Genomic DNA, 13,539 nt, shown 5'->3' with positions numbered 1-13,539 from the left:
TTCCCACAGGCTGAAAGAGACCATGATCGTCGTCCACCATCTGAACAACTCGCGCTCGCAGCGCATCCTGTGGCTGCTCGAGGAACTGGGCCTGCCCTACGAGATCAAGAAATACCAGCGCGACGCCACCACCATGCTGGCGCCGCCCGCACTGCGCGCCATCCACCCGCTGGGCAAGTCGCCCGTCATCACCGATGGCGACGTCACCGTCGCCGAGTCGGGCGCCATCATCGAATACCTGCTCGAGACCTACGGCGACGGCCGCCTGGTGCCGCCGGCCCGCACCCCCGACAAGCGCCGCTACACCTACATGCTGCATTTCGCCGAGGGGTCGGCGATGTCGCCGCTGCTGATGAAGCTGGTGTTTGACCGCATCGAAACGAGCCCCATGCCGTTCTTCGTCAAGCCGGTCGCCCGCGGCATCGCGCAGAAGGTCAAGAGCGGCTACGTGCTGCCGAACCTGAAGGCGCACCTCGATTTTCTCGAGGCCGAGTTGCAGCAGTCGCCCTGGTTTGCCGGTGAAGCGTTCAGCGCCGCCGACATCCAGATCAGCTTCGTGCTGGAAGCGTCGGCGTCCCGTGGCGGACTCGACAAGAGTTACCCGAAGCTGAGCGACTTCCTGGCGCGCATCCACGCCCGCCCGGCCTACCAGCGCGCGCTCGAACGGGGCGGCGAGTACGCCTATGCCAAGTAAGTGTCCGTGCCTGCCATGACGGCCGCGATGGGCAAGCTGCTCGCCATCGACGGCCTCAATATCGTGCGCCGCGTGTACGAGGCCAGTCCCGAACCCGATTCGCACGAGAAGGCGGCGCTCGCCCTGCGCCATGCGCTGTCGTCGTTTCGGCGCCTGCTCGAAGCGCACGATCCCAGCCACGTGCTGGTCGCGTTCGACCATGGCGGGCCAACCTGGCGCCACGCGCTGTATCCCCGTTACCGCGAACAGCGTGCGCCCATGCCCGCATTTTTACGTGACGCCTTACCCGATTTTCATGCGAAACTGGCGGCCAGCGGTATCCGCGTGGTGTGCGTGCCCGAGGTCGAGGCGGACGATGTGATCGGCACCGGCGTGCTGCGCTGGCTGGCCGAGGGGCGCGGCGAGGCGATTGTCGCCAGCACCGACAAGGACCTGCACTGCCTGATCGCCAGCGGCGCCCTGGTGTGGGACCATTTCAAGGGCGAGTGGCACGACGACGCCTGGGTGCGCAAGCGCTTCGGGGTGGCGCCCGAACTGCTGCCCGACCTGCTGGCGCTGATGGGCGACGTCACCGACGGCGTGCCGGGGGTGTCGAAAGTGGGCATGAAGACGGCGGCCAAGCTGCTCAACGCTTACGGCGACGTCGACGCGGTGCTGGCGGGGGCCGGTATCCTGAAAACGCCGCTGGGCGAGCGCTTGCGTGCCGAGCGCACGATATTGATGTTGTCGCGCCAGCTGGTGCGGCTCAAGACGGACGTACAGTTGGGGGTGACATGGAACATGCTGGCCCTGGCGGCACACTGAATAAAGGGGGACCCGTATGCTCAAAGCGATGATCATCGATGGCAATTCAGTCTCGCGTGGCCTGCTCAACACCGTGCTCACCGAGGGCGGCTACGAGGTCGTGGCGCAGACCCATGTCTCTCACATCGGCTACGGCTTGATGCAAAAATATCGGCCGCAACTGCTGTGCATCGCCCGCGAGCAGATGGAGGACGGCGAAGACATCGTCGAACAGATTCGCCAGCAACTGCCGAAAACCATCATCTTCCTGGTCTCCGGCGCGATCGACGCGGCCACCCTGCAGGCGGCCCTCGCGCGCGGCGTGCAGGGCTTTATCGTCAAGCCGTTCAAGGCCGACGCGGTGCTCAAGACCATCCGCAATACCGTCATCACCACCATCAAGAAGCAGCAAAGCCAGGACGGCTGAGGCCAGCACCGCGCTTCGGCCCGGTTCGCCTCAGGCAGGCAAGGGCAGCGAGATGGAAAATTCGGCGCCGTGGCCCAGGCCCGCGCTAAACGCCTCCAGGGTGCCGCCATGCAGTTCGATCAGGCGACGTGTCAGCGCCAGCCCGATGCCCAGGCCATTGCCGCTGCCACGCTGCCCGGCCGGTGTCTCCTGGGCGAACATGGCGAACATGCCGGCCACCGATTCGGGCGCGATGCCGCGGCCGTTGTCGGTGATGGTGATCCGCGCGACGCCTTCCGCGACCTTGAGCGAGACGGCAATCGCGCCACCGGGCGGGGTGAATTTGGCGGCGTTATGGAGCAGGTTGGCGATGGCCTGGATGATGCGACTGCTGTCGAAACAGGCATCGACGGCATGCTCGGGCAGTTCAACGCTCAAGCGCTGGCCGCCCTGGCCGATCCAGTGCCCGCAGGTTTCCAGCGCCACCGTCACTGCCTGGCGCAGGTCGCCGGTGGTCCGTTGCAGATCGAGCTTTCCCGAGCCGATGCTGGCGACGTCGAGCAGATCGTCCACCAGCCGGGCCAACTGTGCGCTCTGGCGCTCGACGACGGCGGCGGCGCGCGCAGTTTGCGCGGGCTGGACCTGGGCCATTTGCATCAACTGCGCCGCCGAGCGGATCGCCGCGAGGGGGTTGCGCAATTCGTGCGCCAGCGTCGCCAGAAAGACGTCCTTGTTCTGACCGGCTTCGCGCAGCGACGCTTCGCTCGCGCGCAGGCGCGCGCTGGTGCTGCGCAGCTTGCTCAGTGCCTGTTTCATCAGGTGAATCAACCAGCAGTCGATCACCAGCACGCCGGCGAAAAAAACCATGGCAATCAGGTCGCTGCGCGAGAAATCGAGGGTGCCGGCGGGCCGATCGATAAAGAAGGTGGCGACGGCAAGGACGCTCAACAAGGCGGCCAGCAGGCCCGGCCCCAACCCGACCAGGAAGGCGCTGATCATCACGGCGGGGAAAAACGTCAGGAACGGAAACCCCGTGGCCGGCAGCACGCCGGCCAGCGCAAAGCGGCTCGCCAGCGCCAGCAGGAAAAACACGGTGGCGGCGCCGTAGCGGGCAGCCCCGGGCAGCCTGTCGAAGCCGGCCAGCAGCGCGGCGGTGACGTTGGCGGCGTGGGGCCACGGTGGCGCGCTGGACATGGCGACGGTGCGTTAAGTGCGGCTGTCGATGATGCCGCCGCCCAGGCAAACGTCGCCGTCGTACAGCACCGCCGACTGGCCAGGCGTGACCGCCCATTGTGGCTGCGTGAAACTGAGGTCGAACTGCGCGCCGTTGGCGTCGACGATCTGGCAGGCCACGTCGGCCTGGCGATAGCGCGTCTTGGCGAACAGCTCGCCCGCCGGCGGCGGCGTGCCCGCCACCCAGCTCGCCTGCGCGGCGGACAGGCCGCTCGACAACAGCCACGGGTGATCGTGCCCCTGCACGATGTACAGGGTGTTGTTGTCGATGTCCTTGCGGGCGACGAACCAAGGCTCGCTGGTACCGTCAGCGTTGCGGTGCGCTTTCAGGCCGCCGATGCCGATGCCCTTGCGCTGGCCCAGCGTGTAGAACGACAGGCCCACGTGTTCGCCCACGGTGGTGCCGTCGTCGAGCTTCATGGGGCCCGGCTTGTAGGCCAGGTAACGGTTCAGGAAGTCGCGGAACGGGCGCTCGCCGATAAAGCAGATGCCCGTCGAATCCTTCTTGGCCGCGTTGGGCAGCTTGAGTTTTTCGGCCAGCAGGCGCACTTCGGTCTTGGCGATTTCACCAAGCGGGAACAGGGTTTTCGACAACTGTGCCTGGTTCAAGCGGTGCAGGAAATAACTCTGGTCCTTGGTGGCGTCGACGGCCTTGAGTAATTCGAAGCTGCCGCCGTGGGGCTGCTGGCGCACGCGCGCGTAATGGCCGGTGGCGATCAGGTCGGCGCCCAGGCGCATGGCATGGTCGAGAAAGGCCTTGAACTTGATCTCGGCGTTACACAGCACGTCCGGATTGGGGGTGCGCCCGGCCTGGTACTCGCGCAGGAATTCGGCGAACACGCGGTCCTTGTATTCGGCGGCGAAATTGACCGCCTCGATGTCGACGCCGACCACGTCGGCCACGCTGGCCGCGTCGATCCAGTCCTGCCGCGTCGAGCAGTATTCGGAGTCGTCGTCGTCTTCCCAGTTCTTCATGAACAGGCCGACCACGTCGTAACCCTGCTCCTTGAGCATCCACGCGGCCACCGACGAATCGACCCCGCCGGACATGCCGATGACGACCTTCTTCTTGCGCGGCGCGCCGCTGTCCGTGCTCAGGTTCGTGCTCATTCCAGGCCCCCCTCGAACACCGAGGCGTGCGTGTGCAGCAGCGCGAGCGGCGCGAGCGTGCCGGCTGCGCGCGCGGCCAGGTAATCGTCGACGCAGCGCAGCACGATGGGGCTGCGGTGGCGCTCCTGGCAGGCGGCCAGTTCGTCGCGCGTCATCCACATGGTGCGCAGGATGCCCTCGTCGAGCGGCTGGTCGTGCTCCTGGCCGGCCACGCCGCAAAAGGTGAAGCGCAGATAGGTGACGTCGACGCCGCGCCGCTTCGACATGTAGCGCGACATGTACATGCCGACCAGGCCGGTGGCGGTGAAATCGTGCGCGGTTTCTTCCAGCACCTCGCGCACCACCGCCTGCTCGAGCGACTCGTGCGGGTCCAGATGGCCGGCTGGCTGGTTCAGCCGCACGCCCTCGCTGGTCTCTTCTTCGATGACCAGGAAGCGGCCGTCCCGTTCGATGACGGCGGCAACTGTGACGGAGGGTTTCCAGACATTCGGCATGAGGATGGGCTTTCGAAATGAGCCGGTATTCTACCTTGACGGCGCTGTCCGCGCCGGCCGCGCCGGCATTGTCAAGGGCCGTCAAGCGGAAATACGACAAACTATCATTGACCTGAGACAGCTTCTTTGCGATTTGCCGTGGTATGCAACGCCGATCGTTTCGATCGCTGCAATTAGCGTTCGTAGGGCTGACGTTGCGTACTCTTACGTGTTAGATTCTAGACAGTTTATCAATCCAGGAGACATTCCAATGAGAATAGGCATACCGGCCGAAACACGGTCGGGGGAAACCCGCGTCGCTGCCACGCCCGAGACCGTCAAGAAACTTGCCGCCAAACACCAGGTCATCGTGCAGTCCGGCGCCGGCTTGCAAGCGTCCGTCACCGACGAGGCTTACAGCGCCGCCGGCGCCACCATCGGCAGCGCCGCCGATGCGTTCGGCGCCGACATCGTGCTCACCGTGCGCGCCCCCGACGCCGAACAACGCGCGCTGATGCAGGCCGATGCAGTCCTGATCGGCATGCTCAATCCCTTCGACCGCGACAACCTGGCCGCCATGGCGGCGTCCCGGCTGCGCGCCTTTGCGCTCGAAGCGGTGCCGCGCATTACCCGCGCGCAGTCGATGGACGTGCTGTCCTCGCAAGCGAACATCGCCGGCTACAAGGCGGTGATGGTGGCGGCCAACACCTACCAGCGCTTCATGCCGATGCTGATGACGGCGGCCGGCACCGTCAAGGCGGCGCGCGTGCTGATCATGGGGGTCGGCGTGGCCGGCCTGCAGGCCATTGCCACGGCCAAGCGGCTCGGCGCCGTCATCGAGGCGTCCGACGTGCGCCCGCCCGTCAAGGAGCAGGTCGAGTCGCTGGGCGCCAAGTTCATCGACGTGCCCTACCTGACGGACGAAGAGCGCGAGATCGCCAAGGGCGCCGGCGGCTATGCGCGCGCCATGCCGGCCGACTGGATGCGCCGCCAGGCCGAACTGGTGCACGAACGGGCCAAGCTGGCCGACATCATCATCACCACCGCCTTGATTCCCGGCCGGCCCGCGCCCGTGCTCATTTCCGAGGACACCGTCAAGGCCATGAAACCCGGTTCCGTGATCGTCGATCTGGCCGTGTCCCAGGGCGGCAATTGCCCCCTGTCGGAACTGAACAAGACCGTCGTCCGCCACGGCGTGCACATCGTCGGCGAGCCCGACCTGGCCACCCTGGTGGCGGCCGACGCCTCGGCCCTGTACGCCCGCAACGTGCTCGATTTTCTGAAGCTGATCATCGACAAGGACGAGCAACTGGTGATCGACCGCGACGATGAAATCGTCAAGGCGTCGCTGGTGTGCGCCGACGGCGTCGTGCTGCGCAGCTGAGACCGCGCCGTCGCGTATCAACCATACTGAATCAGGAGAGACCCATGGAAATTAGCCATACCATCATCAACATCATCATCTTCGTGCTGGCCATTTATGTCGGCTACCACGTGGTCTGGACCGTCACCCCGGCGCTGCACACGCCGCTGATGGCTGTCACCAACGCCATCTCGGCCATCATCATCGTCGGCGCCATGCTGGCTGCCGGCCTGACCGAAGGGATCGTCGGCCAGGTCGCCGGTACCCTGGCGGTGGCGCTGGCCGCCGTCAACGTGTTCGGCGGCTTCCTGGTGACCCAGCGCATGCTGGAGATGTTCAAGAAGAAGGAACCGAAGGCCAAGGCCGCCGCCGCTGTCACCACGGGAGAGCACGCATGAACGACCTGCTTTCCCTTGTCAGCATGAACCTGGTGACCATGCTGTACCTGGTCGCCTCGGTGTGCTTCATCCAGGCCCTGAAAGGCTTGTCCTCGCCCGCCACGGCGCGGCTGGGCAATGCCTTCGGCATGGCCGGCATGGCGATCGCCGCGCTGACCACGGTGGCCCTGATTTTCAAACTGAAGGCGCAGGCGAGCAGCGGCGCGCTGGGTTTTCCGCTGGTGCTGTTCGGCGTGGTGGTGGGCGGGGCGATCGGCGCCTACGCGGCCAGGAAGGTGGAAATGACCAAGATGCCCGAACTGGTCGCCGCCATGCACTCGCTGATCGGCCTGGCGGCCGTGTGCATCGCCGTCGCCGCCGTCTCCGAGCCGTGGGCGTTCCAGATCGCCACCCGCGACACCGCGCTGCCCTTCGGTAACCGGCTCGAACTGTTCATCGGCACCTTTGTCGGCGCCGTCACCTTTTCCGGTTCCGTGATCGCCTTCGGCAAACTGGCCGGCAAATACAAGTTCCGCCTGTTCCAGGGCGCGCCCGTCAGCTTCCCCGGCCAGCACATCATCAACCTGGTCGTCGCCATTGCCATCGTCAGCCTGGGCCTGGTGTTCTGCTTCGCCCCCGGCGTGCAGCCGGCGTGGACGCCGTTCATCATCATGACGGCGCTGGCCTTCGTGCTGGGTGTGCTCATCATCATCCCCATCGGCGGCGCCGACATGCCGGTGGTGGTGTCGATGCTCAATTCCTATTCGGGCTGGGCGGCCGCCGGCATCGGCTTCTCGCTCAATAACTCGATGCTGATCATCGCCGGCTCGCTGGTGGGGTCGAGCGGTGCGATCCTGTCGTACATCATGTGCAAGGCGATGAACCGCTCGTTCTTCAACGTCATCCTGGGCGGCTTCGGCGGCGCCCCGGCCGAGGCGGCGGGCGGCGCGCAGGAACAGCGTCCCGTGAAAACCGGCTCGGCCGACGATGCTGCTTTCATCATGAGCAATGCCGAAACCGTCATCATCGTGCCCGGCTACGGCCTGGCCGTGGCGCGCGCCCAGCACGCGTTGAAGGAGCTGGTCGAAAAGCTGACCCACAAGGGCGTCATCGTCAAGTACGCGATCCACCCGGTGGCCGGGCGCATGCCGGGCCACATGAACGTGCTGCTGGCCGAAGCGGAGGTGCCGTACGACCAGGTGTTCGAGATGGAAGACATCAACGGCGAATTCGGCCAGACCGACGTGGTGCTGGTGTTGGGCGCCAACGACGTCGTCAACCCCGCCGCCAAGGACCCGAAATCGGCCATCGCCGGCATGCCGATCCTGGAAGCGTACAAGGCGAAAAGCATCATCGTCAACAAGCGCTCGATGGCGTCCGGCTACGCAGGCCTGGACAATGACCTGTTCTATCAAGCCAACACGATGATGGTGTTCGGCGACGCCAAGAAGGTCATCGAGGCGATGGTCAAGGCGGTCGACTAAGAACCTATCCCGGTAGTTCGGAGTCGCTGCTTGCGCGCCTGGCAACCGATGGCGGCGTTGCTCGTCTTCGCATGGCTCGCCATGCGTCATCCTCGCGCCTTGCCCTCGGCTGCCATGCATCGCAATCCGCTTCCTCCTACCTACCGGGATAGGTTCTAAGCGGCGTTTCGTCGCCATCCTGCGCGGGCGCGCCGGCAACGGCGTCGCCCGCTTTTTTTTGGTTTGCGCATCTTTGTTATGCTGCTCGCATCGCCATCAACGGACTCCCCATGAAAAAATCGCGCCTGGCCATCCTGGCCGCCCTGCTGTTCGCCGTCGGCGCCTTTGTCGTCGCCCATGACGGCGGCAGCGCCACCGTGGTGTCGCTGCCGGCCGGCGTGGCGCCATCGCCCGCGCTGGTCGACAGCGCGCGCCTGTTCGACGACGTGCGCACGCTGGCCTCGGTGCCCTTCGACGGCCGCCGCACGGGCACGTCCGGCAGTCACAAGGCGCGCGCCTACCTGCAGGAGCGCTTCACGCAACTGGGCCTGACACCGTTCGGCGCCGCCTATGCGCAGCCTTTCAGTTTTACCGTGACGAGCCTGAAGGGCCTGTTCACGCCGGGCCGGCCGTTTCGCACCAGTTACAACGATGCCGCCAACTACGTCGGCTTCATCAAGGGCAGCGGCGTGCCCGAACGCTTCATCGTCGTCTCGGCCCACTACGATCACCTGGGCAGCAAGGGCGGCCAGCTCTACCCGGGCGCCGACGACAATGCCTCGGGGGTGGCGGCGATGCTGGCGGTGGCGGCCTATTTCAAGGCCCATCCGCCCACCCACACCATCGTCTTTGCCGCCTTCGACGGCGAAGAAATCGGCCTGCAGGGCGCCAAGGCTTTCATGGGGGCGCTGCCGTTTGCGAAGGCGCAGCTGGCGCTCAACCTGAACTTCGACATGGTCAGCCACAACGAGCGCAACGAGATTTTCGCCGCCGGCACCAGCTACACGGCGGCGCTGGCGCCGCTGGTGGCCGAGGCGGCGCGCCGCCATACCGTCAACGTCAAGCTGGGTCACGATCATGGCCAGCTGCTGCCGGGCGCCGTGTCGGAAGACTGGACCGACAGTTCCGACCACGGCCCGTTCCACGATGCCGGCGTGCCGTTCCTGTATTTCGGGGTGGAGGACCACGGCGACTATCACCAGCCGGGCGACACCTTCGAGCACATCAACCAGCCGTTCTTCAACGCGGTGGCCAACCTGCTCGTCGATGTGGCGGCCACGGCCGACCGCACGCTTAAATAAGGGGCAGGCCGCTAGCGGCGGCCGTACATCATCAGTTCGGCCAGCAGGGAACGGGCCGGTGCGAACGCGTCGACGGCGCCCAGGCCCAGGCCCAGCAGCGCCTGCAGCGCGCCCTGGCCGGCGAACACCCTGGCCATGCTGTCGGTCAGGCCGATGGTGAGCTTGCGGTCGCGCTGGCGTGCCGCGCCGAAGGCTTGCAGCTGCGCCGGCGTGGGCGCCACCGCCAGCAGGCGCGCCAGCACGGCGGCGTCGCGCAGGCCCAGGTTCAGGCCCTGGCCGGCCACCGGGTGCAGGGTTTGCGCGGCATTGCCGATGGCGACCGTGCGCGCCGTGGCGGCGGCGTCGGCGTTCAGGCCCAGCGGGTAACTGGCGCGTTTCGACACGGCCGTAAAACGTCCCAGCCGGGCGCCGAACATGTCGCCCAGGCGCGCCAGGAAGGCGCCGTCGTCGAGCGCCAGCAAGTGCGCCGCCTGGTCCGGCCGGGCGCACCATACCAGCGCGTATTGCAGGCCGTCGGCGCCGTCCTGCGGCAGCAGCGCCAGCGGGCCTTCGTCGGTGAAGCGCTCAAAGGCGCGGTGGGCCAGCGGCGCGCTGGCCGCCACCCGGGCGATGACGGCGCTCTGTTGGTAGTCTCGCTGCACGGCGCGCGGGGCCTGCTGGCCGAACACGCCGCCCTCGGCCTGCACGGCGATGGCCGCGCGCAGCACGCGACCGTCTTCCAGGCGCAGGCTGACGGCGTCGCCGTGTTCGACCATGCCGGCCACGCGTGCCGGACGCAGCGGCGCGATGGCGGCGGCCGCACAGGCTGCCGCCAGCGCCGCCGCCAGCTCGCCGTAGCGGGTGACGTAGCCCAGCGCCGGCAGGCGGTGGTCGGCGCGGTCGATCAGGGTGCGGCCGAACTGGCCGCGGCGCGACACGTGGATCTGGTGGATCGGCGTGGCCGGCAAGGGCCAGGCGCCTGCCTGTTCGAGCAGCTGTTCGCTGCCGTAGGACAGGGCGATCGAGCGGGGATCGGCCACCGCGTCGGCCAGCGCCCTGGCGTCGAGCAGGGCGATGCGCGCTGGCGCCACCCCCCGCTTGACCAGCAGCAGCGCCAGCGCCATGCCGACCGGGCCGGCGCCGCAGATGGCGATGTCGACGTCGATGTCAGTGTCAGGGTGGGCCGGCGCGCTCATGCTGGCGCCATCGCCGCTTCGATCTCGGCCACCGTCTTCGGCGCGTCGATCGTCAGGATGCGGTGGCCGCCGGCGTCGATGATGACGTCGTCCTCGATGCGGATGCCGATGTGCCAGAACTGCTCGGGCACGCCGGCGGCGGGGCGCACGTAGATGCCCGGTTCGACCGTCAGTGCCATGCCCGCCAGCAGCGCGCGCGAGGGTTTGCCGTCCAGGTGGCTGTCGCGGTAGGCGCCCACGTCGTGCACGTCCATGCCCAGCCAGTGGCCGGTGCCGTGCATGTAAAACTGCTGGTGCAGGCGCTCGGCGATGACGTCGTCGACGCTGCCGACGACGGCCTTGTCGAGCAGGCCCAGGTCGAGCATGCCGCCGGCCAGCACCGCCACGGCGGCGTCGTGCATGCCGCTGTAGGGCAGGCCGGGACGGGCCGCGGCCAGCGCCGCGTTCTGCGCCGCCAGCACCAGTTCGTACAGGGCCCGTTGCGGCGCGCTGAAGCGGCCGTTGACGGGGAAGGTGCGGCTGATGTCGGCGGCGTAGCCATCGAGCTCGCAGCCGGCGTCGATCAGGATCAGGTCGCCGTCGCGGCTTTGCGCATTGTTGGCCACGTAGTGCAGCACGCAGGCGTTGGCGCCGGCGGCGACGATCGAGGTGTAGGCGGGCGACTGCGCGCCGCTGCGGCGAAATTCGTGCAGCAGCTCCGCTTCGAGTTCGTATTCGAACATGCCGGGCCGCGCCGCCTTCATGGCGCGTGTATGGGCGCGGGCGGAAATTTGCGACGCGCGCAGCATGGTGGCCTGCTCGCTGTCGTCCTTGATCAGGCGCATTTCATCGAGCAGCACGAACAGGTCGTGCGCCTCGGCGGGCGCACGCACGCCGCTGCGCGCCTGGCTGCGCACGGCGGCCAGCCAGGTCTTGATTTGCACATCGAGGGCGGCGCTGTGGCCCAGCGCGTACCACAGGGCGGGGGCGTCGGCCAGCAGGCGCGCCATCTCCGTGTCGAGTTCTTCGATGGGGAAGGCGGCGTCAAAGCCGAAGTGCGCGCGGGCGCCGTCGGGGCCATGGCGAAAGCCGTCCCAGATCTCGCGCTCGCTGTTTTTCGCCCGGCAGAACAGGATCGATTGGGCCGCCTGCGCGCCGCGCGCGGCCACCAGCACCAGCACGGCGTCGGGCTCGCAAAAGCCGCTCAGGTAATAAAAATAGCTGTCGTGCCGGTACGGGTACTCGGCGTCGCCATTGCGCAGCGCTTCCGCTGTGGTCGGCAGGATCGCCACCGCGCCCGGCTGCATGCGCGCCAGCACCGCTGCGCGCCGCGCGGCGCAGGCGCGCACCACGGCGGCCGTCATGAGGCGGCGCGCCGGTTCAGCGGCGCATTGAGCTCTTCGAGCTGCTCGATGGTGCCCACGTTGACCCACTGGCCATCGTAGATTTCGCCGCCCACCTGGCCCAGGTCGATGTACTGGCGCATCAATGGGCTGAATTTTGCGTGCTGTCCCGGCGTGATCTGCGCGAACATCTCGGGGCGGTACACGCCGATGCCGGCGAAATTCCACTTCGGCGTGCCCTCGTTCGACAGCGAGTACATATTGATGGCGAAGTCGCCCTGCGGGTTGTGCCACGGGTTCGGCGTCAGGTACAGCCAGGCGACGTCGCGTTTTTCAGGGGGATGGGGCTGGCCCCAGATGTCCTTGTCGTGCAACACGTCCTTGACCTGGCTGAAGTCGAAATACGGGCAGTAGATGTCTCCCGAGACGGCCACGAACGGTTCCTCGCCCAGCAGGTGCAGGGCATTGGCGACGCCGCCGGCCGTCTCCAGCGCGCTCGCTTCGGGCGAGTAGACGATGCTGGCACCGTAGGCGCTGCCGTCGCCCAGTTCGTCTTCGATCATCTGGCCCAGGTGGGCGTGGTTGATGACGATCTCGGTGATCCCGGCGCGCACCAGGTTGAGCACCTGCCAGGTGATCAGGGGGCGGCCCCGTACTTTGAGCAGGGGCTTGGGGCAGGCATCCGTGAGGGGACGCATGCGCTCGCCGCGGCCGGCGGCAAATATCATCGCTTTCATGCGCGCTCCGTCAGAAGGTGTAGCCGAACTGCGGCGTTTTTTCCTCGAACGCGTCGAGCAGGCGCACCAGGGGTTTCAAGGCGCCGTAGCGGTTGGCGGTCTTGCGCACGTAGTCGAGGACGGTGGGCAGGTCGCCCATGTAGATGCTCTTGCCGTCGCGGTAGTGCAGGCGGCAGAAGATGCCCAGGATTTTCAGGTGGCGTTGCAGGGCCATGAATTCGAAATCGCGGTAAAACGCGTCGATGTCGGGATTGACGGGCAAGCCCACCTGCTTGGCGCTTTGCCAGTAGCGAATCACCCAGTCGAGCACGACTTCTTCGTCCCACTGGATGTAGGCGTCGCGCAGCAGCGAAGCGAGGTCGTAGGTGACGGGGCCGTAGACGGCATCCTGGAAGTCGAGCACGCCGGGATTGTTTTGCTCCATCCACATCAGGTTGCGCGAGTGAAAATCGCGGTGCATGAACACTTGCTGCTGCGACAGCACATTGGCGGTGATGGCCTCGAACACGGCGTCGAGCTGCTTTTGCTGCTCGGGCGTCATGGTCACGCCCAGGTGCTTGCCAATAAACCATTCGGGGAACAGGTTCATTTCGCGCAGGACGAAGGCGCGGTCGAATTCGGGCAGCACGCCCGCTTCGCTGCTGAGCTGGAACTTGATCAGGGTCTCGACGGCGCTCGCATACATGACGGAGGCGTTGTCGACGTCGAGGCGGTCCAGGTAGGTGGTGCTGCCCAGATCGGACAACAGCAAGAAGCCGTTGGCCACATCGCGGGCGACGATCGCCGGCACGTTCGCGCCGGCCGCCTGCAGCAGGCCGGCCACGTGGATGAAGGCGGGCACATTTTCCCGCTCGGGCGGGGCATCCATGGCGATCAGGGTGGCGCCCACCTTGTCCTGCATGGCGGGTAAGACGTCGAACCGGAAATAACGGCGAAAACTGGCATCGGACGAGGCGGGGCGACGGCTGTCGACCTGGACCAGTCCGAGGGTGTCGAGCCAGCGCGTCAGTTGAACGAGGCGGGCATCGGCCGAGGTCGTCGGGGAAGAAGATGAAGACATTGACATGGAGCGACCTGTGGAATACGGAGAGGAGATGGTTAT

At 66.7% G+C, this 13,539-nt stretch carries 14 protein-coding genes; 7 read left to right on the top strand and 7 right to left on the bottom strand.

Annotated features, from left to right (window positions below):
- Positions 1 to 22 precede the first annotated feature (22 nt).
- The 3 genes from ACP7EY_RS01920 to ACP7EY_RS01910 are packed head-to-tail and all read left to right on the top strand — an operon-like array spanning position 23 to position 1,904.
- On the top strand, positions 23 to 694 hold the full coding sequence (locus ACP7EY_RS01920; protein WP_426189885.1) for a glutathione S-transferase family protein: 672 nt from the start codon (positions 23 to 25) through the stop codon (positions 692 to 694).
- Positions 695 to 721: 27 nt separating this feature from the next.
- Positions 722 to 1,498 (top strand): 5'-3' exonuclease, encoded by a 777-nt coding sequence (locus ACP7EY_RS01915; RefSeq protein ID WP_426190042.1) that lies wholly within the window; start codon positions 722 to 724, stop codon positions 1,496 to 1,498.
- A gap of 16 nt (positions 1,499 to 1,514) precedes the next feature.
- Positions 1,515 to 1,904 (top strand): response regulator, encoded by a 390-nt coding sequence (locus tag ACP7EY_RS01910; RefSeq protein ID WP_426189883.1) that lies wholly within the window; start codon positions 1,515 to 1,517, stop codon positions 1,902 to 1,904.
- 30 nt (positions 1,905 to 1,934) lie between these two features.
- On the opposite strand, the gene ACP7EY_RS01905 is transcribed toward ACP7EY_RS01910, so the two are convergent.
- The 3 genes from ACP7EY_RS01905 to ACP7EY_RS01895 are packed head-to-tail and all read right to left on the bottom strand — an operon-like array spanning position 1,935 to position 4,720.
- A complete protein-coding gene (locus tag ACP7EY_RS01905; RefSeq protein WP_426189881.1) occupies positions 1,935 to 3,077 on the bottom strand; it encodes a sensor histidine kinase in 1,143 nt (380 codons plus the stop codon).
- A 12-nt stretch (positions 3,078 to 3,089) separates the two neighbouring features.
- Positions 3,090 to 4,226: a tRNA 2-thiouridine(34) synthase MnmA gene (gene mnmA / locus ACP7EY_RS01900; RefSeq protein ID WP_426189879.1), complete on the bottom strand. Its 1,137-nt coding sequence runs from the start codon at positions 4,224 to 4,226 to the stop codon at positions 3,090 to 3,092.
- Positions 4,223 to 4,720, bottom strand: a complete 498-nt coding sequence (locus ACP7EY_RS01895) for an NUDIX hydrolase (protein WP_426189877.1) — start codon at positions 4,718 to 4,720, stop codon at positions 4,223 to 4,225. Before ACP7EY_RS01895 ends, mnmA begins: the two co-directional genes overlap by 4 nt.
- Positions 4,721 to 4,970: 250 nt before the next feature.
- Here ACP7EY_RS01895 and ACP7EY_RS01890 point away from each other — a divergent pair, with 250 nt between their 5' ends.
- The 4 genes from ACP7EY_RS01890 to ACP7EY_RS01875 all read left to right on the top strand — a co-directional run bounded on the left by ACP7EY_RS01890 (position 4,971) and on the right by ACP7EY_RS01875 (position 9,203).
- Complete coding sequence (locus tag ACP7EY_RS01890) at positions 4,971 to 6,083, top strand: Re/Si-specific NAD(P)(+) transhydrogenase subunit alpha (protein WP_426189875.1); 1,113 nt, start codon at positions 4,971 to 4,973, stop codon at positions 6,081 to 6,083.
- Positions 6,084 to 6,127: 44 nt separating this feature from the next.
- Positions 6,128 to 6,460, top strand: coding sequence for an NAD(P) transhydrogenase subunit alpha (locus ACP7EY_RS01885; protein ID WP_426189873.1), 333 nt, complete (start codon positions 6,128 to 6,130; stop codon positions 6,458 to 6,460).
- Positions 6,457 to 7,923: an NAD(P)(+) transhydrogenase (Re/Si-specific) subunit beta gene (locus tag ACP7EY_RS01880; protein ID WP_426189871.1), complete on the top strand. Its 1,467-nt coding sequence runs from the start codon at positions 6,457 to 6,459 to the stop codon at positions 7,921 to 7,923. Before ACP7EY_RS01885 ends, ACP7EY_RS01880 begins: the two co-directional genes overlap by 4 nt.
- A gap of 269 nt (positions 7,924 to 8,192) precedes the next feature.
- Positions 8,193 to 9,203, top strand: a complete 1,011-nt coding sequence (locus ACP7EY_RS01875) for a M20/M25/M40 family metallo-hydrolase (protein ID WP_426189869.1) — start codon at positions 8,193 to 8,195, stop codon at positions 9,201 to 9,203.
- Positions 9,204 to 9,214: 11 nt separating this feature from the next.
- Here ACP7EY_RS01875 and ACP7EY_RS01870 read toward each other — a convergent pair whose 3' ends face one another.
- Genes ACP7EY_RS01870 through ACP7EY_RS01855 form a run of 4 tightly spaced genes read right to left on the bottom strand, consistent with a single transcriptional unit; the run spans position 9,215 to position 13,497 of the window.
- Positions 9,215 to 10,378, bottom strand: coding sequence for an FAD-dependent monooxygenase (locus tag ACP7EY_RS01870; protein ID WP_426189867.1), 1,164 nt, complete (start codon positions 10,376 to 10,378; stop codon positions 9,215 to 9,217).
- Complete coding sequence (gene pepP, locus ACP7EY_RS01865) at positions 10,375 to 11,721, bottom strand: Xaa-Pro aminopeptidase (protein ID WP_426189865.1); 1,347 nt, start codon at positions 11,719 to 11,721, stop codon at positions 10,375 to 10,377. The genes ACP7EY_RS01870 and pepP overlap by 4 nt, the downstream gene beginning before the upstream one ends.
- Positions 11,718 to 12,437, bottom strand: a complete 720-nt coding sequence (murU, locus tag ACP7EY_RS01860; RefSeq protein ID WP_426189863.1) for an N-acetylmuramate alpha-1-phosphate uridylyltransferase MurU — start codon at positions 12,435 to 12,437, stop codon at positions 11,718 to 11,720. Before murU ends, pepP begins: the two co-directional genes overlap by 4 nt.
- 10 nt (positions 12,438 to 12,447) lie before the next feature.
- Positions 12,448 to 13,497, bottom strand: a complete 1,050-nt coding sequence (locus tag ACP7EY_RS01855) for an aminoglycoside phosphotransferase family protein (RefSeq protein ID WP_426190040.1) — start codon at positions 13,495 to 13,497, stop codon at positions 12,448 to 12,450.
- Between the last annotated feature and the right edge of the window lie 42 nt (positions 13,498 to 13,539).

Source organism: Massilia sp. DWR3-1-1, assembly GCF_049898325.1.
Taxonomy (GTDB): Bacteria; Pseudomonadota; Gammaproteobacteria; order Burkholderiales; family Burkholderiaceae_D; genus JAFCUW01.
The sequence above is the reverse complement of the archived record's forward strand: the minus strand, read 5'-3'. Positions and strand labels throughout refer to the sequence as shown.

Bases quoted from the DNA above. Each gene is read 5' to 3' on its own strand.
- ACP7EY_RS01920 (WP_426189885.1), top strand. From the start codon at position 23: ATGATCGTCGTCCACCATCTGAACAACTCGCGCTCGCAGCGCATCCTG.
- ACP7EY_RS01915 (WP_426190042.1), top strand. From the start codon at position 722: ATGGGCAAGCTGCTCGCCATCGACGGCCTCAATATCGTGCGCCGCGTG.
- ACP7EY_RS01910 (WP_426189883.1), top strand. From the start codon at position 1,515: ATGCTCAAAGCGATGATCATCGATGGCAATTCAGTCTCGCGTGGCCTG.
- ACP7EY_RS01905 (WP_426189881.1), bottom strand. From the start codon at position 3,077: ATGTCCAGCGCGCCACCGTGGCCCCACGCCGCCAACGTCACCGCCGCG.
- mnmA (WP_426189879.1), bottom strand. From the start codon at position 4,226: ATGAGCACGAACCTGAGCACGGACAGCGGCGCGCCGCGCAAGAAGAAG.
- ACP7EY_RS01895 (WP_426189877.1), bottom strand. From the start codon at position 4,720: ATGCCGAATGTCTGGAAACCCTCCGTCACAGTTGCCGCCGTCATCGAA.
- ACP7EY_RS01890 (WP_426189875.1), top strand. From the start codon at position 4,971: ATGAGAATAGGCATACCGGCCGAAACACGGTCGGGGGAAACCCGCGTC.
- ACP7EY_RS01885 (WP_426189873.1), top strand. From the start codon at position 6,128: ATGGAAATTAGCCATACCATCATCAACATCATCATCTTCGTGCTGGCC.
- ACP7EY_RS01880 (WP_426189871.1), top strand. From the start codon at position 6,457: ATGAACGACCTGCTTTCCCTTGTCAGCATGAACCTGGTGACCATGCTG.
- ACP7EY_RS01875 (WP_426189869.1), top strand. From the start codon at position 8,193: ATGAAAAAATCGCGCCTGGCCATCCTGGCCGCCCTGCTGTTCGCCGTC.
- ACP7EY_RS01870 (WP_426189867.1), bottom strand. From the start codon at position 10,378: ATGAGCGCGCCGGCCCACCCTGACACTGACATCGACGTCGACATCGCC.
- pepP (WP_426189865.1), bottom strand. From the start codon at position 11,721: ATGACGGCCGCCGTGGTGCGCGCCTGCGCCGCGCGGCGCGCAGCGGTG.
- murU (WP_426189863.1), bottom strand. From the start codon at position 12,437: ATGAAAGCGATGATATTTGCCGCCGGCCGCGGCGAGCGCATGCGTCCC.
- ACP7EY_RS01855 (WP_426190040.1), bottom strand. From the start codon at position 13,497: ATGTCTTCATCTTCTTCCCCGACGACCTCGGCCGATGCCCGCCTCGTT.